The organism is Vreelandella rituensis (assembly GCF_003336665.1).
Classification (GTDB): Bacteria; Pseudomonadota; Gammaproteobacteria; order Pseudomonadales; family Halomonadaceae; genus Vreelandella; species Vreelandella rituensis.
Map to the genome: position 1 here is coordinate 79,107 of NZ_QPIJ01000003.1, position 26,312 is coordinate 105,418.

Below are 26,312 nucleotides of genomic sequence, written 5' to 3' on the forward strand. Positions count from 1 at the left end.
TTGGCTGTTTCAGGTTGTACCGTGCTACCTGAACAGGAGTCATTGACGCTTTATCGTCTTCCCGCCAGCAGCATCAACGAAGCACCTGCATCGCTGGGTTCCATCACGCTAGGAGTAGAGACACCGGAAGCCGGCCGCCTGTTGGGTAGCGAACGTATTGTGGTATTTCCTGAACCCATGGTGGTCAGCGTATATGAGGGCGCGCGCTGGCACGACGATGCGCCGGTACTCGTTCAGCAACGCTTGATTGAAGCGCTTCAGGAAAGCGGTCTCTTCGCCAGCGTCAGCAGCGGCAAACTGCCCACCGATTACACCTTGCTGAGCGAGCTGCGCAGTTTTCAGAGCGAGTATATCCAGGGCCACCCTGAAGCCAGGCTGCAACTCGACGTCAAACTGCTCGACGCCAACCGGCAACCTGTCGCCAGCCGCTCACTAAGCGCCAGCGCCAAGGCCGAGAGCGTGGAGATACCCCAGGTGGTGGCAGCGTTCGGTGAAGCCGGCGATGAACTGAGCCGGGAATTGATCGGCTGGCTGCATGGCGAACTATCTAATCAATATTAAGTACTCAGCAACCAGCTCCGCCGCTAGCGATTCATCGCCTGGGGCAGATACAAGGCAATCTGCGGAAACCAGTGCATCAAGGCGATGGAGAGCAGCATCAGCAGGAAGAATGGCAGCGTGGCGCGAGTAATCGTCAGAATGTCCTTGCCGGTCAGCCCCTGGATCACGAACAGGTTGAAACCTACCGGGGGAGTGATCTGCGACATCTCCACCACCACCACCAGATAGATACCGAACCAGATCAGGTCGAAGCCTGCCGCATCGATCAGCGGCATGATGATCGCGGTCACCAGCAGGATCAGCGAGATACCATCCAGAAAGCACCCCATCACCAGCAGCAACAAGGTCAGCGTCACCAGCAACATGGTCGGTGAAAGCCCCATCTCACCGATGGCGCGCGCCAGCTGCATGGGTATCTGGGTGAAGCCCATGGCTGAGGTGAGAAACGACGCCCCGGCGATGATGAAGGCGATCATGCAGGCGGTGCGTATCGCGGCGAATAGAGAGTCGCTGAAGATGCGCCGGTTGAAACTGCCATTGAATCGCGCAATCACGATCGACAGCACGACACCGATGGCGGCCGCTTCGGTAGGTGATGCCAAACCGCCATAGATCGAGCCGATGATGCCGCCGATGAGTATTAGTATCGGCACCAATGCCCAGGTATTACGCAGCTTTTCGCCCAACGGCATGGAGGATTCGTCGTGGCCGGTGAGCCCTTCGCGGTTACCCTTGAGTAGCGCCCAGAGCACCAGATAGCCGATGAACAAGGCAAGGATCAACAACGCCGGGCCGATACCCGCCATGAACAGCCGCGAGATCGACTGCTCGGTGACCACGCCGTAAACGATCAGCATGATCGAAGGAGGAATCAGCAGACCTAGCGTCGAGGCGCTGGCCAGGGTGCCAATCGCCATGTTGCTGTCATAGCCACGCCGTTCGAGTTCAGGCAGTGTCATCTTGCCCACGGTGGCGCAAGTTGCTGCCGAAGAGCCACACACCGCGGCGAACATGCCGCTGCCGATGATGTTGGTGTGCAACAGCCGCCCCGGCAGCCGGTTGAGCCACGGCGAAAGGCCCCGGAACATGTTGTCGGCCAGTCCCGAACGAAACAGTATCTCGCCCATCCAGATGAACATCGGCAACGCGGTGAGATCCCAGCCGTAGCTCGCCCCCCAGAAGTCCGAAGCAAGTACCGGGCCCGCCGCGAAGGGGGTAAAAAAGGTCAGTGCAACCCAGGCAGTGCCGATCAAGGCAAAGGCGATCCACACCCCGCTTCCCAGCAGCAATCCCAAGGTCAAAATAATGGCCACACTCAATATCAGCACGAGAGTCTCTCCGCTAGAGGACGGGTTGGAACTCAGTCACGTTCGGAATTATCCACTTGGGTGGTTTCGTGATAACTCGAAGGATCGGTCAAGGCGATGCGTAGCGTCATGAGGAGTGCTTCAAGCAGTGCCAAGCCCAGCAATGCCACACCGACCACTAGTACCGTCTGAGGAATCCATAGCGGAATGGATAGAAAGCCCGACGAAACATCTCCGTAAACCAGGCTTAACCGAGTAAGGTCGATCAGCCCGTAGATCAGCAACACACATAGTGCCAAGGCAATCACCAGACAAAGCACCTCGAACCATACCCGGACTGTCGATGGCAATCGCGTGATGACCAGCGTCATGCGAATATGCGCCTGGTGCACGAACGTATAGGCAAGCGCAAGAAAGGTAGCACCGACCAGCAGATAGCCGGCGATTTCAGAGACACCGGTAATGCTCATCCCCAGACGATCCATGCCCACCATGGTCAGTAGTGCATCGACTACCCGGAAGATGACCTGGATCGCTATCAGCGCGCAGATCATGATCATGCAGGCAGCGGCGCCCCATGCTCCCCACTGATAGAGTTTGTTGAACTTGAACGTCATGAAATTATCTCGTGAAACCCTGAAACAGGGCACGGTGGATATTTCCACCGCACCGGCGTTTGTTTCAATGCTTCTTCACTATTCAGCATCGCGCTGTTGACGGTAGTCTTCGAGCACTTCCAAGGTGGCCTCGTCGGCGCGTTCCTGCCAGTTTTCAAACAACGTATCCCCGGCGGCCTGAAGCGCTGCGGCCACTTCTTGGTTGGGCTCGGAGACCGTCATGCCGTTTTCCTGCAGTGCCTCAAGGCTCTCCTGGTTGTTTTCCTTGCTCATTTCCCAGCCACGCTCCTCGGCTCGCGCGGCAGCATCCAGCAGTGCCTCCTGGGTTGCCTCGTCCAGACGATCATAAGCCCGCTGATTGATGAAAACGATGTTCTTGGGCAGCCAGAGATTGGCCTCGGTATAGTGCGAGACATAATCCCAGGCAGTCATCGCATTACCCGTGGAGCTCGAGGTGATCATGGCATCCACCCGGCCCGTGCTGAAGGCCGTGGGGATATCCGACTCTTCGGTCTCGGTAGGAATGCCTCCCAGGTTCTGCACGAAACGCTGGGTATTGATGTTGGGCGCCCGCACTCTCAGCCCCTCAAACTGGTCTTCGCTGGTCAACTCGAAATCGGTATATATCCCTTGAGCGGGCCAAGCCACCGCATAAAGCGGCATAAGACCTTCTTCGGCTAACAGATCGGCGATCATCGGCTTGGTGGCTTCCCACAGCTCGTAAGCCTGGTCGTAGCTACCGGCGACCCCAGGCAGCGTATCGACCTCGAAGATGGGATGTTCGTTGGAGAGGATAGACAGAAATATCTCACCGGCCTGGACAGTACCGCGGCGTACCGAGGGTTTTATTTCCCCATGGGACACCAACGAACCGCCACTGTGTACATTGATGCTCAGTTCGCCATCGGTGGCTTCGGCTACGTCTTCGGCGAACTGCTTGTTATTTTGCGTATGGAAGCTGGCATCGCCATAAGGCGTGGCCATGTTCCATTCGGCTGCCTGGGCGGTACCTGCGGCAAACGCACAGGCCAAAACCAACGTTAGGGGAGAAAAGATGTTGTTATGCATCATGAAGGTCCTCTTAATCAGGAATAATAGATGGCCAGAATAGATACAGCCTTTTGCGGACCATCTCGGGGCTTTCGCATCCTTCAAGTGATATGCCCCTCGAGCAATAGCGTCAAACTTTTTTCCTAACGCTGAAAACATGGCACCCAGTCTCGATATATGCTATTGCCAAGTACGATAGGTACTTGAGAAATTGGTTCTTGAGAAGTCGAATCCATATATTGGGGGTTTTACAGAACGCATCGATTCGATTTCATCAATCGCCGACATAATCAATAACAGGAGTCTTCATGACCCTTCCCTTGCTCAACTGCGATATGGGCGAAAGCTTCGGCAACTGGACGCTGGGCATGGATGCCGATGTCATGCCTTACGTCGACTGTGCCAATATCGCCTGCGGCTTTCATGCCTCCGACCCGCATGTGATGCGCCTCACCGTGCTTTTAGCCAATAAGCATGGCGTCAGAATTGGCGCTCACCCGGCCTATGCCGACTTGATGGGCTTTGGCCGCCGCTCGATATCCCATAGCCCTCAGGAAGCGGAAGACATCGTGCTCTACCAGATAGGCGCCCTGGCCGGCATCTGTCAAGCCGAAGGCACACGTCTGCATTACGTCAAGCCCCACGGCGCCCTGTACAATGACATGGCTCGTGACCCCGAATTACTCAAGGGAGTGATGAGAGCGATACGTGCCTATGACCCTGAGCTGCCGCTGGTGATGATGGCGACCGCTGACCCGGAACCCAACCGCCAGTTAGCCGCCGAAATGGGCATCAGCGTATGGTTCGAGACGTTTGCCGACCGCGCCTACGACGCCCAGGGATATCTAGCCTCGAGACGGCTGCCCAATGCGGTGCATCGCGACCAGGCAACCATCGTTGCCCAGGCCGTTGCGCTGGCCAAGGGCGAGCCTTTGACGGCTTTGGATGGCACCGTACTTCACTTGCCTACTGATACGATCTGCGTGCATGGCGATAACCCGGAATCGATCGCTGCGGTACGCGCCATTCGAGAAGCGTTTCAAGCCTTGGAGTCCGCGTGAAAGCCAAGCCGGAACTGTCCATGGAAACCGTGGGCATGGAAACCGTGGCCATGGACTGCATCATGGTACGGCTTTTCGACAGCATTGATGAGCAAAACATGGCCTGGATCATGGCGGCCGACCAGGCGCTGCGCGGGGCCTTCGGCGAATCCCTGATTGACCTGGTGCCTTCCTACACAACCTTGCTGATACATTACGACTGTCGGCAACTGAACCATACAGAGGCCCGTGCTCGTATCCTGGCGGCCCTTGAGCATTTGACCCCCGCCGATACCCAGGCCGGGCAGCTGCACGAAATTCCGGCGTGGTATGACGAAAGCGTCGGCCCCGAGCTATCGCGCGTCGCCGACCGTGCCGGCCTGACAGTCCAGGAAGTGATCAGACGCCACTGCGCCCATGACTACTGCGTGTTCGCACTGGGTTTCGCGCCCGGTTACAGCTTTATGGGTCTGGTCGAACAAGCACTCGCCACACCGCGTCTGAGCACGCCACGGCGTAAGGTTTCTGCCGGTAGCGTGGGCATCGCGGAACGCCAGACCGCGATCTATCCACTGCCTTCACCCGGCGGCTGGAACATTCTGGGTAGAACCGCCGTGCCGCTTTACGACTTTGCTCGCCGCGGCGAGCCGTTGCTGCGCCTGGGCGACAAGGTACGCTTCAAGTCGATATCGCGTAGCGAGTTTGAAGCCCAGGGCGGTGACACCAGCCCGCTGGAGGAGCGTTAGTGAACAGCAAGATACCCGAGGGAATTATCGTCGACAAGGCGGGACCACTGGCATTGATCCAGGATGGGGGACGCTTCGGAGTGCGCCATCTGGGCGTGACACAGAGCGGTGCGGCCGACTGGATTTCACACCGCTGGGCCAACTGGCTTCTGGGCAACCCGCTTGATAGCGCGGCACTGGAAATCGTGGTGGGGGGCGGCTTGACACTCTCGGTAGAGTGCCCGACCCGCCTGGCATTGGTGGGCGCTGATCTCGATGCCACGCTCGATGATACCTCGCTTGCACCGGGCACCAGTTTTATCGTCAAGCCGGGGCAACGTCTGATCTTTCGCCAACCTCGTACCGGACTACGTGCCTACCTGGCCTTCCCCGGCGGTCTCGATGCCCCCGAAATACTAGGCAGCCGTGCCTGTACCACACGGGAGCGCCTGGGCGGCTTGCACGATGACGGCCAACCGCTCAAGGCCGGTGACCGCCTGACTTGGCCTGGCAAGGCTCCCGGCGAACGACGGCTGCCCGAAGAACTTGCGCCATCCATGCCGAACAGCAGCTGTCGGCTGGCACTGGTTCTCGGGGCACAGGCTGGGCATTTCACCGGTCTCAGCCTATACCAGGCTTTTAATAGCGTTTGGCAGGTGGATAACCGCGCCGACCGCATGGGCGTACGCCTGCTGGGTCCGCCGTTGAGCTGCAGGTTATCCGGGATGATTTCCGAAGGTATTCCGCTGGGCGCCGTTCAGGTGCCTACCGACGGTCAACCCATCGTGTTGCTCAACGATCGTCAGACCATCGGTGGCTACCCGCGTCTCGGCGCCTTGACGCCGATCGCCTGCGCCACCCTCGCCCAGTGCCTGCCCGGTACCGAGATACATCTGAAACCGGTGACTGCCACCCAAGCACGCGAGGCCTATCTGGCGTTACTCAACCGCTTTTAGCCGCAATCTTCCTTTCGGCAGCCGCTGCCCGGGGGTCGCGCGGATAAAAGCGTTCCGGTTGACGCTCCAGATGAGTGAAGTAGCGCGTGTCCTTGTAGGGCATCTTCATGAAACCCGACACCCCCAGCCCTTCGATCTGATCGACGGCATCCAGAATACTGGTCAGATGCCGGGCAAATGCCTGTTCGCGGCTGGGGTCGAGCAAGCGGTAATAACTGTGAATCTTGAGATGGTGGGGTAACGCCTCGAAGATGATCATGCCAGTGTGGTGAATCTCGTTGAGCGCCTTGAGCGCCGTCATGATTGACTCGGGCAATGTCAAAAGCTCTTCCGGGTCAGGGCCATCCTCGAAATAGCTGTGCTGGCGTGTGCGGTCTTCCAGCTCCGGCACGGCGCTCATTTCATAGCGAATCCGCATACCCTTGAGCACGTAAAAAGGTTCGGCAGGATGCGTGCGTTCCAGGTGTAGCGTATCCCGTGCATTGAATAGACAACTTTTGAAGATCCCGCGCCGATGGATGGCGCGCGCCAGATGCACGATATTATTGACCGCGGCCACGAAGGCGGGTTTAAGCGCGGCATCATGCAAATTCAGGGAGGTATCGATATATACCCCATCGCGCTCCCAGCGCACTGCGAGACCGCCCACGACGGGATATTTCCCCAAGCGGCTTACCGCTGCCAGAAAAGCCTTTTCGGTCTCGCCCATGTCCTGCATGAAGTTCTTGTAATAGCGATCGAGCTGGACGTCATTGACATCGTTGAGAAGCTCTTGCCCGCCGGTTTCGCGCAGAAATGCCTTACGCGAACTGTAAACCACGGTATCGATTTCCCGCTCGGTGGCGTGGCTCCAGATGGGTACCAGCGATGTCGAAGGCGGTTCCGGCAATTCAACCATCACCAATCGAGCCAAGCGCGGCATGGCCTCGATAAAATGATCGCCGGCACGCAAACGTACTGAAGGGTCGGGGTCGAGCATGCCATCCAGAGTCCGCGCCAATTCCATCGGCAGCCCCAGCGAAGATGCCGGAATGGCGCGATGGCCGAAACGACAGGACTGTGCCGAGGCCAGAGCGTAAAGCGTTCCCGCTGCGCCCTGTTCATCGAAGCGTGGAGAAGAAAGGGCACCATTGAGTTGTTCCTCGCCGATGAAATACACATCGCCCAGGCGAGCATTGGTCTGCTGAAGATTATCCGACATCAGCTCCATGACACTGGCGGTCACAAACTGTTGATTGGCATCGAGTTGCGCAAACACCGAGGACCCCCAGTCGATAAGGGCAATGTCCTCATGCTCGGGGTCGAAGACCAGATTGGAAGGCTTGATATCGCCATGCACGATCGGACGCGGGTTCGCGCCGGTCTCTCGGCGTAACGCACTCAGGATATCCGCCAACTGCACGGCAATGCGCATCACCAGCCGCGCAGACAAGCGCCCCTCACGCAGGGAAAACTCTTCGAGATTCAACCCCGGTGCCCGCTGCATGACCAGAATCGACTGGCCTCGCACCCGCTGATAGGCCACCAGAGCCGGCACCCTTGGGTGCTTTACCTGCTCCAGCATGAAGGCTTCTTCTTCCAGGCGTTCCTGTAGATGAGCCGGCAAGGTAACCCGGGTGAACTTGAAAACGTATTCATCCCCGGTGGGAGTGGTGCCTGCGAAGACAAAACCGTAGGCACCCTTGCCGATCAGTTGGATGTCCCGATAGCCCAATTGAGCCAGCTGCGTTTGGCATAACGCGACCCAATCCTTGAGTTTGCGCGCGTCATGATGGCTTAGCAGATAAACCGACTGTTCTTCGGGAATATAAAACTGCTGCAAGGATGCCTGGGTCATTTTCCGTTACCGCAGCTGCAACAACATGGTTTCCGGCGCTTCAAGGTAGCCTTTCCAGGCATTACAGAACCGCGCGATGGTACCGCCATCGATCAGACGATGATCGCCTGCCCAGGTTGCGGTCATGATAGCGCGACGCTGTACCTCACCGTTTTCATCAAAACGCGGCAGCCATTGCGTCTTGCCGATAGCGACGATCGCCGATTCCGGGGCATTGATGATCGGTGACGCATAGGTGCCGCCCAATGCACCAATATTGGAAATACTGATAGTGCCGCCTTTCAAGTCATGTTGCTCCACGCGCCCTTCTCGTGCGGCACTGGTCAAGCGTGACACTTCACGGGCGATGTCCAACACGGACAACGTCTCGACCTGCTTGACGTTAGGCACTAGCAACCCCACCTTGCTGTCCACCGCCATGCCCACATTACAGGCACTGTAGTAATGGATTTCATCGGCGGACGCATTCAGGCGGGCATTGACAATCGGGTGTTCAGCCGCCGCCAATGCTATCGCTTTCATGAAGAACGGCATCAAGGTCAAGCGTTCACCCAATGCTTCCATCTTGGGTTTGAGACGTGCCCTGAGCGCCAGCAAATCGGTGATATCGAACTCTTCACCATACTGAAAATGCGGAATGGTGGTCGCTGATTCGACCATACGCTTGGCCATCACTGCGCGAATGCCCCGCAATGGCTCTACACGCACTTCCTCGGAGCTTGCCACAGGTGAGGTACTCGCAACGGAAACATCCCCTTGGCCGGACTCGCCCTGCTCCACGAAGTTCAGCACGTCTTCTTTCAATACCCGGCCATCCTTGCCCGAGCCGGGAATCACTTCTAGCTCCAGCTTGTATTCCCGCACCAGGCGGCGTACCGCCGGGCTTGCCGGCACTCGGCCATAGGCTCCTCGCGTGAGCTGAGAACTCTCTTGCGGTGTCGCAGACGATGGTGATGGCGTACGTTCAGGCATCGCGCCCGCCGCCGCAGGGCTTTTCTGCTCTTGTGGCTCGGTGGCGGCTGGCGCAGGAGTTGCCTGCGGCTCGTTACCCTGGGTGCTTTCCTCATCCGTCTGGTAGCCGAATAACGGGGCATGAACCTTGGCGATCTCACCCTTGGACACATAAAGCCTTGTAATGCGTCCGGCTTCCGGGGCGGTTATCTCAACCAGCGCTTTGTCGGTCATGACTTCGACCACGGGCTGGTCTTCTTCGATCACATCGCCTTCGGCGACATGCCACTCGACCACTTCACATTCCACAATACCTTCGCCGATATCGGGCAGCATGAAATCGCTCATTGTTTTTCTCCTGTGTGCGTCAAAATTCAACGCTTTGGCGAATCGCTTCAAAAATTTTCAAGTGGTCGGGCATGTACTCTTTTTCCAACGACAATGGAAAAGGCGTATCCAGCCCGGTCACACGAGCAATGGGCGATTCCAGGTACAGGAAACAACGTTCTTGTATCGTCGCCGCAATTTCACCGGCAAAGCCACCGGTAAGCGGTGCTTCATGGGTAATCAGCAAACGACCGGTCTTGAGCACGGACTCCACGACAGTTTCCGTATCCCAAGGCGAAATACTGCGCAAATCGATTACTTCACAGGAAAAACCCGCCTCTTCAGCCAAAGCGACCGCTTTGTCGATCACTTCCATTTGCGCACCCCAGCCCACCAGACTGATATCCGTCCCTTCCTTGAGGACCTCGGCTTCACCGATAGGCAGCTGATAATCCTCTTCCGGCACCTCACCCACTGAAGCGCGATACAGTCGCTTGGGCTCAAAGAAGATCACCGGATCGGCATCGCGAATCGCCGCGAGTAGAAGCCCTTTGGCCTGGTAAGGGTTGCGCGGCACGACGATCTTCACCCCCGGCGTATGGGCAAAATAAGCTTCGGGTGACTGGGAGTGGTAAAGACCACCGTGGATACCACCGCCATAAGGTGTCCGAATCGTCAGGCCGCCTACGTTGAACAGATCGCCCGAACGGTAGCGGAACTTGGCGGCTTCGTTGACGATCTGGTCAAACGCCGGAAAGATGTAATCGGCAAACTGAATTTCCGCCACGGGCACAGAACCCTGAGCGGCGAGGCCGTTGGCAAAGCCGATGATGCCCTGCTCCACCAATGGCGTATTGAAGCAGCGCGCCTTGCCGTACTTCCCCTGGAGGTTGCTGGTGGCCCGGAAAACGCCGCCGAATATGCCGACATCTTCACCGAAGCAGATGACTTTCTCGTCTTCGGCCATGGCAATATCCAAGGCACTATTGATCGCTTGCAAGAGGTTCATTGTCGGCATGTCATGAGTCTCCCTGGTCGATGGTGGAGACACTGACATCCGGGTCCAGGGATTGCGCTCCGCGGGGATAAGCATCGGGATACTTGCGAATGTGCGTCTTTAGCTGGTCGAACTGGCGCTGCAATGCCGGGGTGATTTCGGCATAAACATCACTCACCAGAGTATCCAAGGCAGGCGCCGGACGTTTTTGTGCGCGCTTCATTGTTTCAAGCACTTCCTGGCGCAGACTTTCCTGGAGCTCTTTCTCTTCTTCTTCACTCCACCACTGCTTGTTCAGCATCCAGTTCTTCATGCGCAATACAGGGTCTTTTTCACGCCACTCCTCTTCCTCTTTCTTCAGGCGATAGCCGGAGGGGTCGTCGGAAGAAGAATGCGCTGCAGAACGATAGGTCATGGCTTCAATAAGCACCGGCTTATTGTTTTCCACGGCAATGCGGCGGGCTTTTTGCGTGGCCTGGTACACAGCCAGGATATCGTTGCCGTCGACACGAATCACGTGCATGCGATAACCGAAGGCACGCGGCGCGATGCCATCGGCGGCAAACTGCTCTACCGCCGGCGTGGAGATGGCATAACCATTATTGCGGCAGAAGAAGATGACCGGCACTTCATGCACGGCAGCCATGTTGAGCGCGGCATGGAAATCACCTTCCGAAGCGGCGCCTTCCCCAAAGAAGGTCAAGGTGCATTGGCCGTCGCCTGCCAGTTTCTGCCCATAGGCATAGCCGGTAGCCTGGGGAATCTGGGTGGCAAGCGGTGAGGAGATAGTCATGTAATGGAGTTTGCGAGAGCCGTAATGCACCGGCATCTGGCGACCCTTGCCATAATCGAGTTCATTACCAAACAGCTGGTTCATGAATTCATCGAAGCTGAAGCCGCGATATACCAGAGCGCCTTGTTCACGGTATTGCGCCATGATCATGTCGGCATCATCAAGGGCGGCGGTCGCCCCGATCACTGCGGCTTCCTCGCCGGTACATTGCATATAGAAACTCAGTCGCCCTTGGCGTTGAGCGGCAAGCATGCGCTCATCAAGGATGCGAGTGGCTAACATGGAACGGTAAATGCGCCGCGCCTGGTCATGCTCCAGCTCAGGCGCCTTGGCGCCGGGATAAAGCTGCCCATCAGGGCCCAGCAGGCTGAACGTCGGAATGGAATACTCGTCACCGGTCAAAAATGCCGGCTCATGGGAATACTGTGTCGTCATGGTTGTTATCCTTTTGCCCCTTTTGAGGGCATTGTTGACTGTCATGTACTGTTATGCCAGAGGATTTCCCCAACATAGGTCAACGCAACAGACTAAACACTAACGCAGCAACATTATTTTTGTCATTCGACTTACGTCATGTACGCGTGGCGAACATGAATATCCTTAAAGCTTACAGCGCGCTGAAATAGGATATAAACGCATTCTAAAAAGGCAGCACGTCGCTGAAGCCGATACCAAGTACAACAACGAGCACCACAACGATAACGATGATAGTGGTAGTAGAAGGCATTTTTTCTTCCTTTCAGTAGTGATTGATGTTTTAGCTTAGTTGCCATCGTCCTTTTACGCACATGCGCGAAAAATGGCTGGATATGAAACGTCACCGGCCCCAACCCAGCAACATTATTTTTGTCATTCGACTTACGTCATATAGATAACTTGACATCCTCCCCCACCTTCAGCACTAGCGCGCTTGTAGAAGGGGATTCCCTGGTCGTTACCTCCCAGGTTCCTGCTTCGCTGTCCGTCGCCTCAATGCCTTGGCATTGCCGGTCTTACACAAACTCCACAGGCGTAACTTCCCGAGTGCCCCTCGGTAGTGCTTCAACTCTCAGCACCGGCTAACAGCGCGGTGCCGGCTTGTAGGATGTTGCGGGCGGCATTGACGTCGCGGTCGATGCCTTGGGTGCCGCAGTCCGGACAGTCCCAGATGCGAACATTGAGCGGCAAGGATTCGACTGCAAACCCGCAGCCATGGCAGCGCTTGCTGCTGGGGTACCCACGGTCGATCTGGACTAACTGGCGCCCCGCCCAGGCGGCCTTGTAGTCGAACTGGCGCACCAGCTCCCCCCAGCCCACATCGCTGATGGCTTTCGCCAGAGACCGGTTCTTGACCATGTTCTTCACCGCGAGGCTTTCAGCACAGATCACTTGGTTCTCGTTGACGATCTGCCGGGTGAGTTTATGAAGGTGGTCAAGCCGGGCATCGGCAATTTTCGCGTGGCGCTTGGCATGGATCGCGGGGAGTGATGAGGTCAGCAGATTATGCAAGAATTGAGGGGCCTGCATGGGTCTCCTTTGGCATCTTGTTGGTTTGGCGATTAACAACATGCCGACCCATGCAGGTCTTTTCAATTATATCGCTATGATTTAATTACTTATTTCGTGGGGATTCGTCAGCCTTCAATCGGCGTTGCACCTGTTCGAAGGTACTGTCCACGCTCAGGGCCAACAAGCCGATCAATAGCGCGCCTTGCACCACATAGGCGGTATTGCCGTTGACGATACCGGCAATAATGGGATCACCCAGATTACTCGCACCGACCGTTGCCCCCAGCGCCGCCGTCGCGATATTGATCGTCACGGAAGTACGAATACCCGCCATAATCACCGGTGCCGCCATGGGCAGCTCTACCTGACGCAAGATCTGCCCGCTGGTCATTCCCATCGCACGGGCGGCTTCCTTGATGCCGACATCCACTTCCTGCAAACCGGTCAGCGTATTGCGCACGATCGGCAATAACCCATAAAGCATCAAGGCGACAATAATCGGCAAGGTGCCAAAGCCTAGTACCGGCACCGCCAGCGCCAGCACGGCTACCGGAGGAAATGTCTGGCCCATCGAGGCTAACTGGGAAACCAGTGGCAGAAAGTCTCGACCCTTCTTTCGGGTTACAGCAATGCCCGAGGCCAAGCCAAGCGTGATGGTAACCAGGGCGGCAATGGCCACCACGAACAGATGACGCCCCAACAGCAGGCTGAAATCGACGCGGCTATAAATCACGCTGCGAACATCCGGCTCGAACAAACGGAAAAAACCTTCCAGCTGAGCCATACCCGTAACCGCAAGCCATAACAGCAATAGCCATACCAGAGGAATACCTATTTGCCATGGCGAGCGGGAGGCCTGGGTTGCGGCCCTAGTGTTCACGGTCATGACCTTGATCCGCCTTGGGCTCACGGATCAGCTTGCGCATCGAAAGCTCACCCACCGGCATATCATGGGGGTCTACCACCGTCAGGCGTTCGGTGTGATCACGCAACATCACGGATAACGCCTGGCGTAGCGACATGCTGCTGGGCACACGGGACTGGGCGGGCAAGGTAGGACTGAGCGGCAGCATATGATCCGCCACACGAGTCAGCCCTGCCTGCTTCAAGCCTCTTTCGACACCTCCCAACATGGATTCGACGAACTTATCTGCTGGGTGGTGCAATAACTCCAGCGGCGTTCCTTGTTGCACCACCCGTCCGGCACGCATGACGACCAGATGATTAGCCAGTTGCAGAGCTTCATCGATGTCATGAGTGACGAAAACGATGGTTTTATGCAAGCGAGATTGCAGTGCGCGAAGCTCTTCCTGGAGTTTTTCCCGGGTGATGGGGTCAAGCGCGCCGAATGGCTCATCCATCAGTAGAATATCGGGATCCGCCGCCAAGGCCCGGGCCACGCCGACCCGCTGCGCTTGTCCACCCGAGAGCTGATGTGGGAACTTGTGTGCAAATTCTCCCACGGGCAACCCCAACAAGTGCATGAGTTGCTCGACACGTGAATGTACTTTTGTACTCGGCCATTTCAACAAACGAGGCACCAGACCAATATTACGGGCTACCGTCCAGTGCGGAAACAAGCCGGTGCTTTGGATGACATAGCCGATCCGCCTGCGCAGCTGGACGGCATCGAAATCGCGGATTGGCTGCCCGTCCAGCAAAATTTCTCCTTCGCTGTGCTCAAGCAACCGGTTGATCATGCGCAATGTGGTGGACTTGCCGCAGCCCGAGGTGCCGACCAAGGCACAAAATTCACCTTTGGCGACCTTGAACGAAACATCATCCACGGCCATCTCATCGCCAAAGCGTTTGGTGACATGGGAAAGTTCAATCATTTCGCCCCTCCTGGGCGCAAGAAATCACTGACAGCACCCAGCAAGGCATCTGCCACAGAAGCCATCAATAAAATGGGTAATGCACCTAGCAGGACCATGTCCATTGCCGCCTGTCCCAGCCCTTGAAAAACAAAGGTACCAAAGCCACCGGCACCGATCAGTGCCGCAACAGTGGTAAGCCCGATGGCCTGTACGGTGGTGATACGCACCCCTTCAAGCATTACCGGCAAAGCCAACGGCAAGCGCACTTGCAAAAACACCTGCCGCGTATCCATGCCCATACCGTAAGCGGCATCGATCACCGCCGGGCTGACCTCCTCAAGGGCAATAAAAGTATTTCGTACCATGGGCAACAAGCTATAAGCCACCAACGCCACCAAGGCGGGTGCCCAGCCGATACCACTGATACCCAGCGAGGCCGCTAGCGGAAGATTGGCGGCAAGCCAGGCGAGAGGTGCAAGCAGCAGGCCGAACAACGCCAGACTGGGAATGGTTTGCAAGAAATTGAGGATGGCGAAGGCGGCTTTTTGGCTCCTTGGGTAGCGGCGCATGAGCAGGGCCAGCCCCATGCCTAGCATCAGACTGACGCCTACCGCCGTGCCTACCAGTTCAAGATGCTGGCGGAAGGCCTCGGAAAATTGCTCACTGCGGCTGTGGTATTCGCGCATCAATGCCAAGGGTTCAAGCCACAGACTCAGGCATAGCCACCATAACAGGCCGATGGGTAACAGCAGGCTCCAGCTCCATATGCGCGCCAACGCCAAGCGTGTGCGAAGCTCGACCAAAGCCAAGAGCAAGACGAAAAGCGTCACCCAGAAACCCGCGCCAATCCCCAGTCGCGCCTGGGGCAAGTCGCTATCCACTAACCGGGAAGTGGCAACCATCAAGGCAAAAGGCATTAAAGCCAGTAGCGCCATGACAATTACCAGCATTGCCTTATAGGCGTCACGGTATTCCTGACATTCAGCAATGCAACTGAAGCCAATCAGCGCCAGGATCAGCACCATCCCTAGCAAAGCACCCTGCCAACCCAAGGCACTAAACACAAGGTACCCCGTACCGGAAACGATTCGATTGGGCGCCACACTGGCGGTTTCCAGCCCGAAAAAAGCACCGAGTGCAATGGTGCTCAGTAGCAGTAGCACCCAGTTAGGCGAAAACCAGGAAAGCCGGCCCTTCTCGACCGGCATGGCGTCCTTCAATGACATTAGCGACTCACGTTATCGAGATACTCAGTCGCTACCTGGGCGGGAGGCAGGCCATTGACTGCCACGTCGGCATTCAATGACTGCAGGGTTTCAAGATCGAGCGTTACAAACACTGCTTCCAGGAGGGTTTCGATCTCGGGATAACGTTCCAACGTGCTTTCACGCACCACCGGCGCCGGCTGGTAAACCGGTTGTACGCCGAGAGAATCTTCCAGCACGACCAGATCCAACGCCTTGAGGCCACCGTCTGTGCCGTAGGTCATCGCAGCATTGACCCCACTGGTCTGCTGGGCCGCCGCACGCATGGTGGCCGCCGTGTTACCTCCGGAAAGAACCAAGAGTTGATCCGGCCCCAACTCGAAGCCATATGCCTGCTGGAATGCCGGCAGCGCCTGCTCCGACTCGACGAATTCGGCACTGGCGGCAAGCTTGAACTCACCATCCTCTTCAAGATAGGTCCCCAGGTCTTCGAGCGTTTGCAAGTCGTGTTCCCGCGCCAGCTCGCCACGCACGCTTATCGCCCAAGTGTTATTGGCATCGGCGGGTGTCAACCAGACCAGACCATTTTCAGTATCTTGCTCACGCACAGCCTCATAGGCCTGGTCAGCGTCATGCCAGATATCGCTGCCGGTCATGTCGAAGAAAAAAGCCCCGTTACCGGTGTACTCCGGGTAGATATCTATTTCTCCCGCCATCAGCGCGCCCCTTACCACGCTGGTTCCCCCTAGCTGCAGCCGATTTTGAGTGGGTATACCGCCTCGCTCCAGGGTCTGAAGAATCAATTCTCCCAACACGGCGCCTTCGGTATCGATCTTGGAAGATACCGACACGGGTTCCTCGGCATGAGCAAATGCAACACTCAACGCCGTGATTGCAAAGAGAGAGGTCAATGGCTTGGCGTAAAACAACATGGCAAGTCACCTTAGGCTGTGGGATGTCATTCGAGTATAAGAGCCGAATGCGTTGATGTCAGACTTCCTGTGGCAAGCATATCTATCAGCACTTGTATCAGTGCACTTGCGACAGGCGCTTGTATCAGGCGCTTGCGTCGGGCGCTTCCACCACCCAGGTGGTGCCTTCACGAGAATCCTTGAGCACGATACCTTGGGCGGCGAGCTCATCGCGTATTGCATCCGCCTTGGCAAAATCCTTGGCTTTCTTGGCCTCGGCGCGCGCGACGATCCTGGCTTCGATTTCTTTCTCGGGCAAAGAGAGTCCCGCCGGTTGTCCTTTGAGAAAGACTTCCGGGTCCTGTTGCAGCAACCCCAGTATTCCCCCCAAACGCTTGAGCTCGAAAGCCAGCATCGGGGCATTTTCCGGATCTTCCTTTTTTGCGCGGTTCAGTTCGCGGGCAAGGTCGAACATGACGGAAAGCGCTTCCGGGGTATTGAAGTCATCGTCCATGGAAGCACCGAATCGCTCGCAAAAGCGCGACGACAAGTCTTTGTCTTCGGCCTGGGGGGTTTCCAGCGCCACTCCTTCAAGAGCGTTATAGAAACGCTCCAGGGATTTGCGCGCATCCGACAGCGATTCCGGGGTATAGTTGATCGGGCTGCGATAGTGGCTGGCCACCAGTAAGTAGCGCACCACTTCCGGATCATGATGCGCCAGCACTTCGCGGATGGTGAAGAAATTACCCAGCGATTTGGACATTTTCTCGTGATTGATTCGCACGGCACCGGCATGCATCCAGGTATGCACGTAGGTCTTGCCTGTGGCGGCTTCACTTTGCGCGATCTCGTTTTCGTGATGCGGAAACGTAAGATCGGGCCCGCCTCCGTGGATATCGAACGTATCCCCTAAACAGCAGGTGGACATCGCCGAGCATTCAATATGCCAGCCGGGACGCCCGTCCCCCCAAGGCGACGACCAACTGGCTTCGCCAGGTTTGGCGGCTTTCCATAGCACGAAATCCAGCGGATCCTCCTTGTGGGTGTCAACTTCGACACGCGCTCCCGAGCGCATGGCATCCAAGTCGCGGTTATTCAGCTTGCCGTAACCTTCGAACTTGCGAACCCGATAATAGACATCGCCGTTATCCGCTGCGTAAGCAAACTCCTTGGCGATTAATGTTTCAACCATGGCGATGATGTCACCGATATAGCCGGTGGCTCGCGGCTCCATATCCGGCGGCAGCACGCTCAGGCGTGCTTCGTCTTCATGCATCGCCTCGATCATACGCTCGGTGAGCGCCGTGATACTTTCCTGGTTGTCGCTTGCCCGCTTGAGAATTTTGTCGTCAATATCAGTGATATTGCGCACATAGGTCACGTCGAAGCCACGCTGACGCAAGTAACGCGAGATGACATCGAACGCCACCATGACCCGGGCATGGCCCAGGTGACAGTAGTCGTAAACGGTCATGCCGCACACATACATGCGCACCTTGCCCGGTTCAATGGGTGTGAAGGGTTCCTTGCGTCGCGTCAACGTATTGTAAATTTGCATACTGCGTTACCCCTCTCAGCCCTTCTTCTTGATCTTGGCCCAGCTATCCTTGAGACCCACCGTCCGGTTGAACACTAACTTGCCATTGAGGCAGTCGTGGCGATCGGCGCAAAAATAGCCTACCCGCTCGAACTGGAAGCGTGATTCGGGCAACGCCTCGGCCAAGCTTGGCTCACCGATGGCCTGACAGACCGTCAGGGAGTCTGGATTGAGGTGCTCAAGAAAATCCGCGTCCTTGTCACGGTCCGGCTGTTCCACCATGAACAAATTGTCGTACAGCCGCACTTCCATGGGCACACCATGCTTGGCGCTGACCCAATGAATCACCCCTTTGACCTTGCGACCTTCAGGATTTTTACCCAAGGTGTCGAAATCCACCGAGCAACGCAATTCCTGTATCTCGCCGGCATCATCCTTGATCACTTCATCGCAGCGAATCACATAGCTGTTACGCAGACGGACTTCCTTTCCAGGCGCCAGGCGGAAGAATTTCTTGGGCGGTTCTTCCATGAAATCATCGGCGTCGATCCAGAGTTCCCGATTGAACGGCACCTGGCGTACCGCCATATCTTCTCGAGCGGGATGACCCGGTACTTCGTAGACGTCTTCATGGTCTTCCGCCACGTTGGTCAAGACCACTTTCAATGGTTTGAGCACGCACATGGCTCGCTGGGCGTTATCTTCAAGGTCCGAACGAATCGCATGGGTCAGCATGGCGATATCCACCAAGCCACCATCGGCACGGGTCACGCCGATCATGTCACAGAACTTGCGAATCGAGGCGGGGGTGTAGCCTCGGCGACGCATCCCCGAGATCGTCGGCAGGCGTGGGTCATCCCAGCCATCCACGATATTTTTATCCACCAGCAGCTTGAGCTTGCGCTTGGAGGTCAGGGTGTAATTCAGGTTGAGCCTGGCAAATTCGATCTGGCGTGGCCGAGCCGGTACCGGCAGGTTATCGAGAAACCATTCATACAATGGGCGATGGTCTTCAAATTCCAGCGTACACACCGAATGCGTGACGCCCTCCAGTGCATCGGATTGACCATGCGTGAAATCATAGGAGGGATAAATTTTCCAGGCATCCCCGGTTTGATGATGATGCGCATGACGTACACGATAAAGAATCGGGTCGCGCAAATTGATATTGGGCGCGGCCATATCGATCTTGGCGCGCAACACTTTCCCGCCTTCGGCAAATTCTCCGACGCGCATACGCTCAAGCAAGTCGAGGTTTTCCTCGGCACTGCGCTCACGATAAGGGCTCGGCTTACCCGGTTCGGTCAGGGTGCCGCGATATTCACGAATTTCATCGGGGGAAAGATCGTCCACGTAGGCCTTGCCTTCACGGATCAAGTGTTGCGCCCAGACGTATAGCTGATCGAAATAATCAGAGGCAAAGCGCACGTCCCCGGCCCATTCGAAGCCTAGCCATTTCACGTCTTCCTTGATCGCATCGATGTAGGCCTGCTCTTCCTTGGCCGGGTTGGTATCATCAAAACGCAGGTGACAGTCACCACCGAACTGCTCGGCCAAGCCGAAATTCAAGCAAATCGACTTGGCATGTCCGATATGCAAGAAGCCGTTGGGCTCCGGCGGAAAACGCGTGACGATCTTCGTGACCTTACCGGCCTCGATTTCTTCACGTATCTGGTTGCGAATGAAATTCGGCGCAGCAGTGGTATCGGTGGTCATGGTTATGTCAAAAACCTCATGGCTCGTAGTGAATGGCGTGCCAGTTGTCCGGCTGGACGATATGTCAGGAGTGTTCGACAATGGCGGACTTCGCGGTTCAAGGCAAAACCGCTATTATAACGTGACGCCCCTACACAGCGCCAAGGCGAATGCCTTTATTGAACAGGAATTTATCGATGATCGTACTACAGACCAATTATGGCGATATCACCATCGCACTCAATCATGAAAAAGCCCCCGTGACTGCCGCCAACTTTGAGCAATATGTTCGCGACGGCTTCTACGACAATACGCTGTTTCATCGTGTCATCGACGGCTTCATGGTTCAGGGCGGCGGGTTCGACAAGGACTTCAACCAGAAGCCGACACGCGACGCTATCGAAAGCGAAGCCGACAATGGCCTCAAGAACACCCAAGGCACACTTGCCATGGCACGCACCCAAGACCCTCACTCCGCCACCGCCCAGTTCTTTATCAACGTCAACGATAACAGCTTCCTGGATCATAGCGGCAAGAGCCTACAGGGCTGGGGCTATACGGTGTTCGGCAAAGTTGTCGACGGCATGGACGTGGTGGACGCGATCCGTTCGGTCAAGACGACTCGTCGTGGCATGCATGCGGATGTTCCCGCCGATGACGTCATCATCGAACGCGCTTATGTAAAAGAAGATGATGCCAACGGGGCCGGACAAGCCGAATAACCCCGGAGATCTTATGCGCACCCTTTTCATCTCCGACCTGCACCTTAACACTGATGCCCCTGAGATCACTCAGGGGTTCCTGCGTTATTTGCAACAGACCGCCTCCGGCGCGGAATCGTTATTCATCCTGGGAGATTTATTCGACGCCTGGATCGGCGATGACCTTCTTGACCAGGCCGGTCTGCCACTCGCCGATATAGCCCATGAAGTGATTCATGGCTTGCGTGAGCTGACTGATAACGGTACTCGAGTCTTCCTGATGCATGGCAATCGTGATTTCTTGCTAGGCGATCGTTTCATCCAAGCCTGTGGTGCCACCTTGCTTCAAGATTCGGCCTATATGGAACTGCAAGGCATTCCCTTGCTGCTGCTTCACGGGGACAGCTTATGCACCCGGGATGAAGCTTATATGGCTTTTCGTGAGCAGGCGCGCAATCCCGCCTGGCAGGCTCAGATACTGGCCTTGCCGCTGGACCAACGCCTGGAACTGGCCAAGAGCCTGCGCCTGCAATCCGGTGAAGCTAATGCCGATAAGACCGAAGCTATCATGGATGTCACCCACGAAGAGGTGGTCGATAGCATGGCTCATTACGGAGTGGCCAGCATGATCCACGGCCATACTCACCGCCCTCAAGTACATGCCTTGAGCGTGGATGGCGTACCGGCTAAGCGCTATGTACTGGGAGACTGGAGTCGTGAATACGGCTGGGATATTGTGATTGACGGTTTTGAAAACGCTCATCCTGAACCGCAATTGAGGCAGTTCCCGTTGCAGGAACCACCTCAATGAGTATCTTTACGGAAAACTGCCTATAAGAACGCACTACAGGCATCGACATTGAGGAACCTATCCCCGATGCCGATGCTTTTTTAGTTCAGCGCCGTTCGATGTCCGCCTCCCGACGTAAATCATCGAGCAAGCCCTGAATCACACCTTGGGCGCGTAGCTGCTCGGCCATTTGTGAGACGAAGGTTTCCACCTGTTCATCCACGTCACCGGTGCTTACGCTTTCCAGTGCGATCACCGCAACACCACTGGGCATCTCGACATGGGCATATCGAGATTCACCCTGCTCAGGACGCGCCATACGAAATGCCGCCTGAATCACCGCTTGAGGCACTTGGCTATCAGTTTGGCGACCGACATCTTCAACTTGCTGCCAATCGAGCGACAGGGACTCACCTTGGCGTAACGCCTTGATGTGGGCTTCGGCCTGTTCACGCAGAGCCTGTTGCTGTTTCTCAACGCTGACTGCCTCATGCACTTCCGAGCGAACATCCTCCAAGGGCAGCTGGGTGGCATCACGGTGTTCAGCTACACGCAACACCATACGCCGATCTTCATCCAGCTCGATGACCTCGCTGTTGTAGCCTTCTTCCAGCACGTCCTCACTGAACGCCTCTTCCATGACCCCGGGCTCAGACAACACGCCTTCCCCTTCATTACGCGCCAACCATTCGCTTTCGTGCAAGGTCAGCCCAAGGTCATCGGCAACGCTTGTCAGATCATCGGCGGCAAAACTTTCATCGATAAGCCGCTGAACCTTCTGGTTGAAATCATCGCGCACCTGGCCCAAGGCAAGCTCACGATGCAACGTCTCGCGCATGGTTTCAAACGCGGGCCGCTCAAGCTCGGTTACCTTGAGCAGGTGTAAGGCACCGTCCATCTCCACCACATCGGAGACTTCTCCCTCATCCAGCCCAAACGCGGCTTCATCGAAGGCATCACCGAAAAAGCCGCGGCTGATAATCCCAAGGTCACCCCCGTTTTCGGCAGTGGTCGTATCATCTGAGTGCCTGGCTGCCACATCACTGAACGACTCACCTTCCGCTAACTGCTCACGCGCTGTTTCAATCTTTTCAAGCGCTTGTTCACGATTGCGCTCGTCATTGAACGTTACCATGACATGCGAGACGCGACGGTCGGCGTCTGCCGTCTGTTCACGCCAGGCCCGACGCAACTGCTCCTCGCTGACCTCGATATCTTCTGCCATCGCTTCGCGATCAATCAGCACATACGCCAGGCGAACTTGTTCCGGGCGCTGAAAGAGTTCCGCATTATCTTGATAATACGCCTGAAGATCCGCCTCACTGACCGAGGGCGTTTCTTCGAGCTGCTCGGGCGTGAGTGTCACATAGCGGAAACTGCGCTGCTGACGCTGCAGCTCAGCAAGTCGCTCCTGCTCACTGGACAAGCTGAACTCACTGAATGCCAGCCCTTGCTGGAGTTGCTGGCGCTTGATGTCGACCCGTAATTCATCGCGAAACGATAGCGGTGTATAGCCAGCGCTCGCCAAACGATTGCGGAACAGCTCCTGGGAAAAGCGACCGCTTTGATCCTGAAATTCGGGCAGACTAACAATCAGCTGATCCAGCTGCTCGTCGGATACATGCAAGCCGCCTTCTTCAGCATATTGTCTGAGCAAACGTTCGGTAATCAGCTGATTCAACACCTGATTGCGCAGCTCGCGCTCTTGCTCCGGCGGCACCTGCCCCGAACGAAGGGCTCGCTGCACCTCCAATTCCACCTGCTGACGCATGATCGGCTGGCCGTTGACGCTGGCAACCTCTTCAGGGTCACTGCCAAACAAGCCAAACAGAGATTCCACGCCGAAAAGTGCCATGGCAGCCACCACGACACCGATAATGATCTTGGCGCCCCAGCTTCTGGAGCGGTCTCGAATACTTTGCAGCATACTAGCCTCGGACAAACACAGCCAAACGTGACAAACCTGACAACCTCAGGCCAATAAATAACATGGGCGCATCGCTAAAAGCGATGCGCCCATGAAAGTCATGACGACAGGTACGCAATTAGTTGACGGCGTCTTTCAACGCCTTGCCAGCCTTGAAGCTTGGCACCTTGGCCGCGCTGATTTCAATCGGTTGTCCGGTTTGCGGATTGCGGCCGGTACGTGCTGCCCGCTCCTTGATGGTGAAAGTACCAAAGCCTACCAGTGAAACACTGTCGCCTTTCTTGAGGCTATCGGTGACGGACTCCACCATGGCATCCAATGCGCGGGTTGCTGCTGCTTTGGGTATATCGGCAGATGCAGCAATGGCTTCAATCAGCTCGGACTTATTCACACTTCACCCCTTGACTGTTTCAAAAAATGGCTCTGAACGGCATGACAATCGGACGACGTGGCGATCACAGCATAGCTGCATTTTATAGCAATGCGGTGAAACGTCTGTCAAGAAAACATGCCGTGGAATGCCCGCCACACAAGGCTTTGGGCACTTATATCTCAATCATTCACACAAAGAACTTTAGCTAAAGATCTCTTGAAAAAAGCGCTAATGAGTGCTCGCAACTGCTTTAGAAGAAAACACTTCCTCGGTACCGGAAGTTCCATGGCTATCCATGTTTTTTTCAACTAACGCAACCGCCAGAACATCGTCGACCCATCGTACCGGACGAATATCCAATGCTTCCTTGATATTATCGGGTATTTCCTTGAGATCGCGACGATTTTCCTCTGGAATCAAGACCGTCTTTATACCACCGCGACGCGCCGCCAGCAATTTCTCCTTGAGCCCACCGATAGGTAATACCTCCCCTCTCAGATTGACTTCTCCGGTCATGGCCACGTCACAGCGCACCGGGCGGCCCGTATATGCCGAGACCATAGCCGTCACCATGGCCACGCCGGCACTCGGTCCATCCTTAGGCGTCGCACCTTCAGGTACGTGGATATGCAGGTCTTCATGCTCGAAGCGCTCTGGATCGATCCCATAGCTCAACGCTCTGGCACGCACCACCGTCTGGGCAGCACTGACCGACTCCTTCATCACATCGCCCAATGAACCGGTTTTGTTGAGACGTCCCTTTCCAGGCGTCACTACCGACTCGATATACAGAAGCTCACCTCCCACAGAGGTCCAGGCAAGTCCCGTCACGCGGCCTACCTGATCCTCCTGATCCGCCAAACCGTAGCTGTAGCGGCGAACACCGGCATAAGCTTCAATCTGTTCCGCACCCAGCACTTGAGGAGTCAGGTCACCCTTGTCACGCTCACGCTCGAGACGCTCACGTAGCACTTTACGGCAGACCTTGGCAATCTGACGCTCAAGTTCACGAACCCCGGCTTCACGGGAATAATATCGAATCAGTTCGAGCAGAGCGCTGTCTTCGAGACTTAATTCGTCTTTTTTCAGACCATTGGCTTCAAGCTGCTTGGGAAGCAGGTAACGCTTAGCAATCGCCAGCTTTTCATCCTCGGTATAGCCCGGCAGCCGAATGACCTCCATGCGATCCAGCAGCGGTCCCGGTATATTCATCGAATTGGCGGTGCAGATGAACAGGGTTTCCGAGAGATCGTAATCAAGTTCGAGATAGTGATCACTGAAACTATCGTTCTGCTCCGGGTCGAGTACTTCAAGCAATGCCGAAGCAGGGTCGCCACGGTGATCCATGCCCAGCTTATCCACTTCATCCAACAAGAAGAGCGGATTTTTCACGCCGGCACGCGTCATGCGCTGCATCAGCTTACCCGGCAGTGAGCCGATGTAAGTGCGCCGATGCCCGCGAATCTCCGATTCATCGCGAACACCGCCCAACGCCAGGCGAACATACTTGCGGTTGGTCGCACGAGCGATGGACTGCCCCAGGGAAGTCTTGCCTACCCCGGGCGGACCCACCAGGCACAACACAGGCCCCTTGAGCTTACGTACACGCTTTTGCACCGCCAAGTATTCAAGAATGCGGGCCTTGACCTCATCCAGGCCATAATGGTCTTCATCCAGTACCTTTTGCGCCTTGATCAGGTCATGCTTGACGCGAGTGCGCTTTTTCCAAGGCACGGATACCAGCCAATCCAGATAGGTACGCACCACCGTCGCCTCGGCAGAGTTAGTCGCCATCATCTTGAGCTTGTTGAGCTCCTGAGTGGCCTTTTCTGCGGCGTCTTTGGGCATCCCCGCTTCCTGGATGGCCTGTTCGTACTTTTCAGCCTCATTGGGCACATTTTCCAGCTCACCCATTTCTTTCTGGATGGCTTTCATCTGCTCATTGAGATAGTACTCCCGCTGAGTCTTTTCCATCTGCTCTTTCACGCGCGAGCGGATGCGTTTCTCGACTTGAAGCAGGTCGATTTCCGACTCAATAAGCGCCATCAAGTGTTCGATACGATCACGTACCCGATCCATCTCGAGCAATTCCTGCTTATCGCCGATCTTGAGCGACAAGTGGGCACAGATGGTATCCACCAGGCGGCTTGGGTCTTCGATGCCGGCCAATGAATTCAACACTTCATTAGGTACTTTCTTGGATAGTTTGACGTATTGCTCGAATTGGTTGAGCAATACGCGCACCAAGGCTTCCTGCTCACGGCTGGTCAGCGGATGACTGTCACGCGCCACCAGGTGAGCCTGGGTGTATCCTTCGGCATTTTCTTCGATATCCAGCACATCGGCACGGAAACTGCCTTCAATTAGCACCTTGACAGTGCCATCAGGTAGTTTCAGCAACTGCATGATGTCGGCAACGGTTCCTATGGCGTACAGGTCCGCGTTATCCGGTTCATCTTGCGCTGCTTCTCGTTGAGCGACGAGCAGGACACGCTTGTCAGCTGCCATGGCAGCTTCCAGGGCCTGGATCGATTTTTCACGACCGACAAAAAGCGGTATGACCATTTGCGGGTATACGACCACATCCCGCAACGGCAAAAGGGGCAGACATTGTGTCTGTTCGGCGTTCTGCTGCATCGCAGACGTTCCTCAACAAATCGGATGGGTACTTGAAAATGCTAGCTAACAGCAAGGGGTCGCCTAGGCG

At 56.1% G+C, this 26,312-nt stretch carries 22 protein-coding genes and 1 pseudogene; 6 read left to right on the top strand and 17 right to left on the bottom strand.

Going from position 1 to position 26,312, the window contains the following annotated elements:
• Window positions 1-21 precede the first annotated feature (21 nt).
• A complete protein-coding gene (locus DU506_RS03150) occupies window positions 22-561 on the top strand; it encodes an ABC-type transport auxiliary lipoprotein family protein (protein ID WP_235825417.1) in 540 nt (179 codons plus the stop codon).
• 23 nt (window positions 562-584) lie between these two features.
• Here DU506_RS03150 and DU506_RS03155 read toward each other — a convergent pair whose 3' ends face one another.
• The 3 genes from DU506_RS03155 to DU506_RS03165 all read right to left on the bottom strand — a co-directional run bounded on the left by DU506_RS03155 (window position 585) and on the right by DU506_RS03165 (window position 3,553).
• Window positions 585-1,889: a TRAP transporter large permease gene (locus DU506_RS03155; protein WP_114485505.1), complete on the bottom strand. Its 1,305-nt coding sequence runs from the start codon at window positions 1,887-1,889 to the stop codon at window positions 585-587.
• Window positions 1,890-1,921: 32 nt separating this feature from the next.
• Window positions 1,922-2,485 carry a TRAP transporter small permease gene (locus DU506_RS03160; protein WP_114485506.1) on the bottom strand — a complete coding sequence of 188 codons (564 nt, stop codon included), beginning with the start codon at window positions 2,483-2,485 and terminating at the stop codon, window positions 1,922-1,924.
• 78 nt (window positions 2,486-2,563) lie between these two features.
• Complete coding sequence (locus DU506_RS03165; RefSeq protein ID WP_114485556.1) at window positions 2,564-3,553, bottom strand: TRAP transporter substrate-binding protein; 990 nt, start codon at window positions 3,551-3,553, stop codon at window positions 2,564-2,566.
• A 290-nt stretch (window positions 3,554-3,843) separates the two neighbouring features.
• On the opposite strand from DU506_RS03165, the gene DU506_RS03170 reads away from it, so the two are divergent.
• The 3 genes from DU506_RS03170 to DU506_RS03180 are packed head-to-tail and all read left to right on the top strand — an operon-like array spanning window position 3,844 to window position 6,256.
• Window positions 3,844-4,596, top strand: coding sequence for a 5-oxoprolinase subunit PxpA (locus DU506_RS03170; RefSeq protein WP_114485507.1), 753 nt, complete (start codon window positions 3,844-3,846; stop codon window positions 4,594-4,596).
• A gap of 20 nt (window positions 4,597-4,616) precedes the next feature.
• On the top strand, window positions 4,617-5,321 hold the full coding sequence (pxpB, locus tag DU506_RS03175) for a 5-oxoprolinase subunit PxpB (protein WP_114485557.1): 705 nt from the start codon (window positions 4,617-4,619) through the stop codon (window positions 5,319-5,321).
• Window positions 5,321-6,256 (top strand): 5-oxoprolinase subunit C family protein, encoded by a 936-nt coding sequence (locus tag DU506_RS03180; RefSeq protein WP_235825418.1) that lies wholly within the window; start codon window positions 5,321-5,323, stop codon window positions 6,254-6,256. The genes pxpB and DU506_RS03180 overlap by 1 nt, the downstream gene beginning before the upstream one ends.
• Here the strand turns inward: DU506_RS03180 and DU506_RS03185 are convergent.
• From DU506_RS03185 to DU506_RS03235, 11 genes and pseudogenes are all read right to left on the bottom strand, one after another.
• Window positions 6,243-8,093 (bottom strand): protein kinase domain-containing protein, encoded by a 1,851-nt coding sequence (locus tag DU506_RS03185; RefSeq protein ID WP_114485508.1) that lies wholly within the window; start codon window positions 8,091-8,093, stop codon window positions 6,243-6,245. The two genes, DU506_RS03180 and DU506_RS03185, sit on opposite strands and share 14 nt — an antisense overlap.
• 6 nt (window positions 8,094-8,099) lie before the next feature.
• Complete coding sequence (locus tag DU506_RS03190; protein ID WP_114485509.1) at window positions 8,100-9,392, bottom strand: 2-oxo acid dehydrogenase subunit E2; 1,293 nt, start codon at window positions 9,390-9,392, stop codon at window positions 8,100-8,102.
• Between the two features lie 19 nt (window positions 9,393-9,411).
• Window positions 9,412-10,389, bottom strand: coding sequence for an alpha-ketoacid dehydrogenase subunit beta (locus DU506_RS03195; protein ID WP_114485510.1), 978 nt, complete (start codon window positions 10,387-10,389; stop codon window positions 9,412-9,414).
• A 1-nt stretch (window position 10,390) separates the two neighbouring features.
• The gene (locus DU506_RS03200; RefSeq protein WP_114485511.1) at window positions 10,391-11,596 is read right to left on the bottom strand and encodes a thiamine pyrophosphate-dependent dehydrogenase E1 component subunit alpha; all 1,206 of its coding nucleotides are present in this window, start codon (window positions 11,594-11,596) and stop codon (window positions 10,391-10,393) included.
• Window positions 11,597-12,202: 606 nt separating this feature from the next.
• Window positions 12,203-12,610, bottom strand: a pseudogene (locus DU506_RS03205) (RNA-guided endonuclease InsQ/TnpB family protein); the annotation flags it as partial.
• A gap of 142 nt (window positions 12,611-12,752) precedes the next feature.
• Window positions 12,753-13,535: an ABC transporter permease gene (locus tag DU506_RS03210; RefSeq protein WP_114485512.1), complete on the bottom strand. Its 783-nt coding sequence runs from the start codon at window positions 13,533-13,535 to the stop codon at window positions 12,753-12,755.
• Window positions 13,519-14,484 (bottom strand): ABC transporter ATP-binding protein, encoded by a 966-nt coding sequence (locus DU506_RS03215; protein ID WP_114485513.1) that lies wholly within the window; start codon window positions 14,482-14,484, stop codon window positions 13,519-13,521. Before DU506_RS03215 ends, DU506_RS03210 begins: the two co-directional genes overlap by 17 nt.
• The gene (locus DU506_RS03220; protein WP_114485514.1) at window positions 14,481-15,692 is read right to left on the bottom strand and encodes an ABC transporter permease; all 1,212 of its coding nucleotides are present in this window, start codon (window positions 15,690-15,692) and stop codon (window positions 14,481-14,483) included. The genes DU506_RS03215 and DU506_RS03220 overlap by 4 nt, the downstream gene beginning before the upstream one ends.
• Window positions 15,692-16,603 carry a glycine betaine ABC transporter substrate-binding protein OsmF gene (gene osmF / locus DU506_RS03225; RefSeq protein WP_114485515.1) on the bottom strand — a complete coding sequence of 304 codons (912 nt, stop codon included), beginning with the start codon at window positions 16,601-16,603 and terminating at the stop codon, window positions 15,692-15,694. The genes DU506_RS03220 and osmF overlap by 1 nt, the downstream gene beginning before the upstream one ends.
• Before the next feature lie 124 nt (window positions 16,604-16,727).
• A complete protein-coding gene (cysS, locus tag DU506_RS03230) occupies window positions 16,728-18,140 on the bottom strand; it encodes a cysteine--tRNA ligase (protein ID WP_114485516.1) in 1,413 nt (470 codons plus the stop codon).
• Window positions 18,141-18,155: 15 nt separating this feature from the next.
• Complete coding sequence (locus tag DU506_RS03235; protein ID WP_114485517.1) at window positions 18,156-19,835, bottom strand: glutamine--tRNA ligase/YqeY domain fusion protein; 1,680 nt, start codon at window positions 19,833-19,835, stop codon at window positions 18,156-18,158.
• Between the two features lie 176 nt (window positions 19,836-20,011).
• Here DU506_RS03235 and DU506_RS03245 point away from each other — a divergent pair, with 176 nt between their 5' ends.
• Both DU506_RS03245 and DU506_RS03250 read left to right on the top strand, forming a co-directional pair.
• Window positions 20,012-20,536: a peptidylprolyl isomerase gene (locus DU506_RS03245; protein ID WP_114485519.1), complete on the top strand. Its 525-nt coding sequence runs from the start codon at window positions 20,012-20,014 to the stop codon at window positions 20,534-20,536.
• Between the two features lie 13 nt (window positions 20,537-20,549).
• Window positions 20,550-21,326, top strand: a complete 777-nt coding sequence (locus DU506_RS03250; RefSeq protein ID WP_114485520.1) for a UDP-2,3-diacylglucosamine diphosphatase — start codon at window positions 20,550-20,552, stop codon at window positions 21,324-21,326.
• 85 nt (window positions 21,327-21,411) lie between these two features.
• Here the strand turns inward: DU506_RS03250 and DU506_RS03255 are convergent, their stop codons facing one another.
• The 3 genes from DU506_RS03255 to lon all read right to left on the bottom strand — a co-directional run bounded on the left by DU506_RS03255 (window position 21,412) and on the right by lon (window position 26,242).
• Window positions 21,412-23,232, bottom strand: coding sequence for a SurA N-terminal domain-containing protein (locus DU506_RS03255; protein WP_114485521.1), 1,821 nt, complete (start codon window positions 23,230-23,232; stop codon window positions 21,412-21,414).
• A 118-nt stretch (window positions 23,233-23,350) separates the two neighbouring features.
• Window positions 23,351-23,623 (bottom strand): HU family DNA-binding protein, encoded by a 273-nt coding sequence (locus tag DU506_RS03260; RefSeq protein ID WP_114485522.1) that lies wholly within the window; start codon window positions 23,621-23,623, stop codon window positions 23,351-23,353.
• 210 nt (window positions 23,624-23,833) lie between these two features.
• A complete protein-coding gene (lon, locus tag DU506_RS03265; protein WP_114485523.1) occupies window positions 23,834-26,242 on the bottom strand; it encodes an endopeptidase La in 2,409 nt (802 codons plus the stop codon).
• Between the last annotated feature and the right edge of the window lie 70 nt (window positions 26,243-26,312).

Excerpts from the sequence above, each read along its gene's own strand:
- DU506_RS03245 (WP_114485519.1), top strand. The coding sequence starts at position 20,012 with ATGATCGTACTACAGACCAATTATGGCGATATCACCATCGCACTCAAT.
- cysS (WP_114485516.1), bottom strand. The coding sequence starts at position 18,140 with ATGCAAATTTACAATACGTTGACGCGACGCAAGGAACCCTTCACACCC.
- DU506_RS03195 (WP_114485510.1), bottom strand. The coding sequence starts at position 10,389 with ATGCCGACAATGAACCTCTTGCAAGCGATCAATAGTGCCTTGGATATT.
- DU506_RS03255 (WP_114485521.1), bottom strand. The coding sequence starts at position 23,232 with ATGCTGCAAAGTATTCGAGACCGCTCCAGAAGCTGGGGCGCCAAGATC.
- DU506_RS03185 (WP_114485508.1), bottom strand. The coding sequence starts at position 8,093 with ATGACCCAGGCATCCTTGCAGCAGTTTTATATTCCCGAAGAACAGTCG.
- DU506_RS03170 (WP_114485507.1), top strand. The coding sequence starts at position 3,844 with ATGACCCTTCCCTTGCTCAACTGCGATATGGGCGAAAGCTTCGGCAAC.
- osmF (WP_114485515.1), bottom strand. The coding sequence starts at position 16,603 with ATGTTGTTTTACGCCAAGCCATTGACCTCTCTCTTTGCAATCACGGCG.
- DU506_RS03215 (WP_114485513.1), bottom strand. The coding sequence starts at position 14,484 with ATGATTGAACTTTCCCATGTCACCAAACGCTTTGGCGATGAGATGGCC.
- lon (WP_114485523.1), bottom strand. The coding sequence starts at position 26,242 with ATGCAGCAGAACGCCGAACAGACACAATGTCTGCCCCTTTTGCCGTTG.
- DU506_RS03160 (WP_114485506.1), bottom strand. The coding sequence starts at position 2,485 with ATGACGTTCAAGTTCAACAAACTCTATCAGTGGGGAGCATGGGGCGCC.
- DU506_RS03165 (WP_114485556.1), bottom strand. The coding sequence starts at position 3,553 with ATGCATAACAACATCTTTTCTCCCCTAACGTTGGTTTTGGCCTGTGCG.
- DU506_RS03220 (WP_114485514.1), bottom strand. The coding sequence starts at position 15,692 with ATGTCATTGAAGGACGCCATGCCGGTCGAGAAGGGCCGGCTTTCCTGG.
- DU506_RS03235 (WP_114485517.1), bottom strand. The coding sequence starts at position 19,835 with ATGACCACCGATACCACTGCTGCGCCGAATTTCATTCGCAACCAGATA.
- DU506_RS03250 (WP_114485520.1), top strand. The coding sequence starts at position 20,550 with ATGCGCACCCTTTTCATCTCCGACCTGCACCTTAACACTGATGCCCCT.
- DU506_RS03190 (WP_114485509.1), bottom strand. The coding sequence starts at position 9,392 with ATGAGCGATTTCATGCTGCCCGATATCGGCGAAGGTATTGTGGAATGT.
- DU506_RS03210 (WP_114485512.1), bottom strand. The coding sequence starts at position 13,535 with ATGACCGTGAACACTAGGGCCGCAACCCAGGCCTCCCGCTCGCCATGG.
- pxpB (WP_114485557.1), top strand. The coding sequence starts at position 4,617 with ATGGAAACCGTGGGCATGGAAACCGTGGCCATGGACTGCATCATGGTA.
- DU506_RS03200 (WP_114485511.1), bottom strand. The coding sequence starts at position 11,596 with ATGACGACACAGTATTCCCATGAGCCGGCATTTTTGACCGGTGACGAG.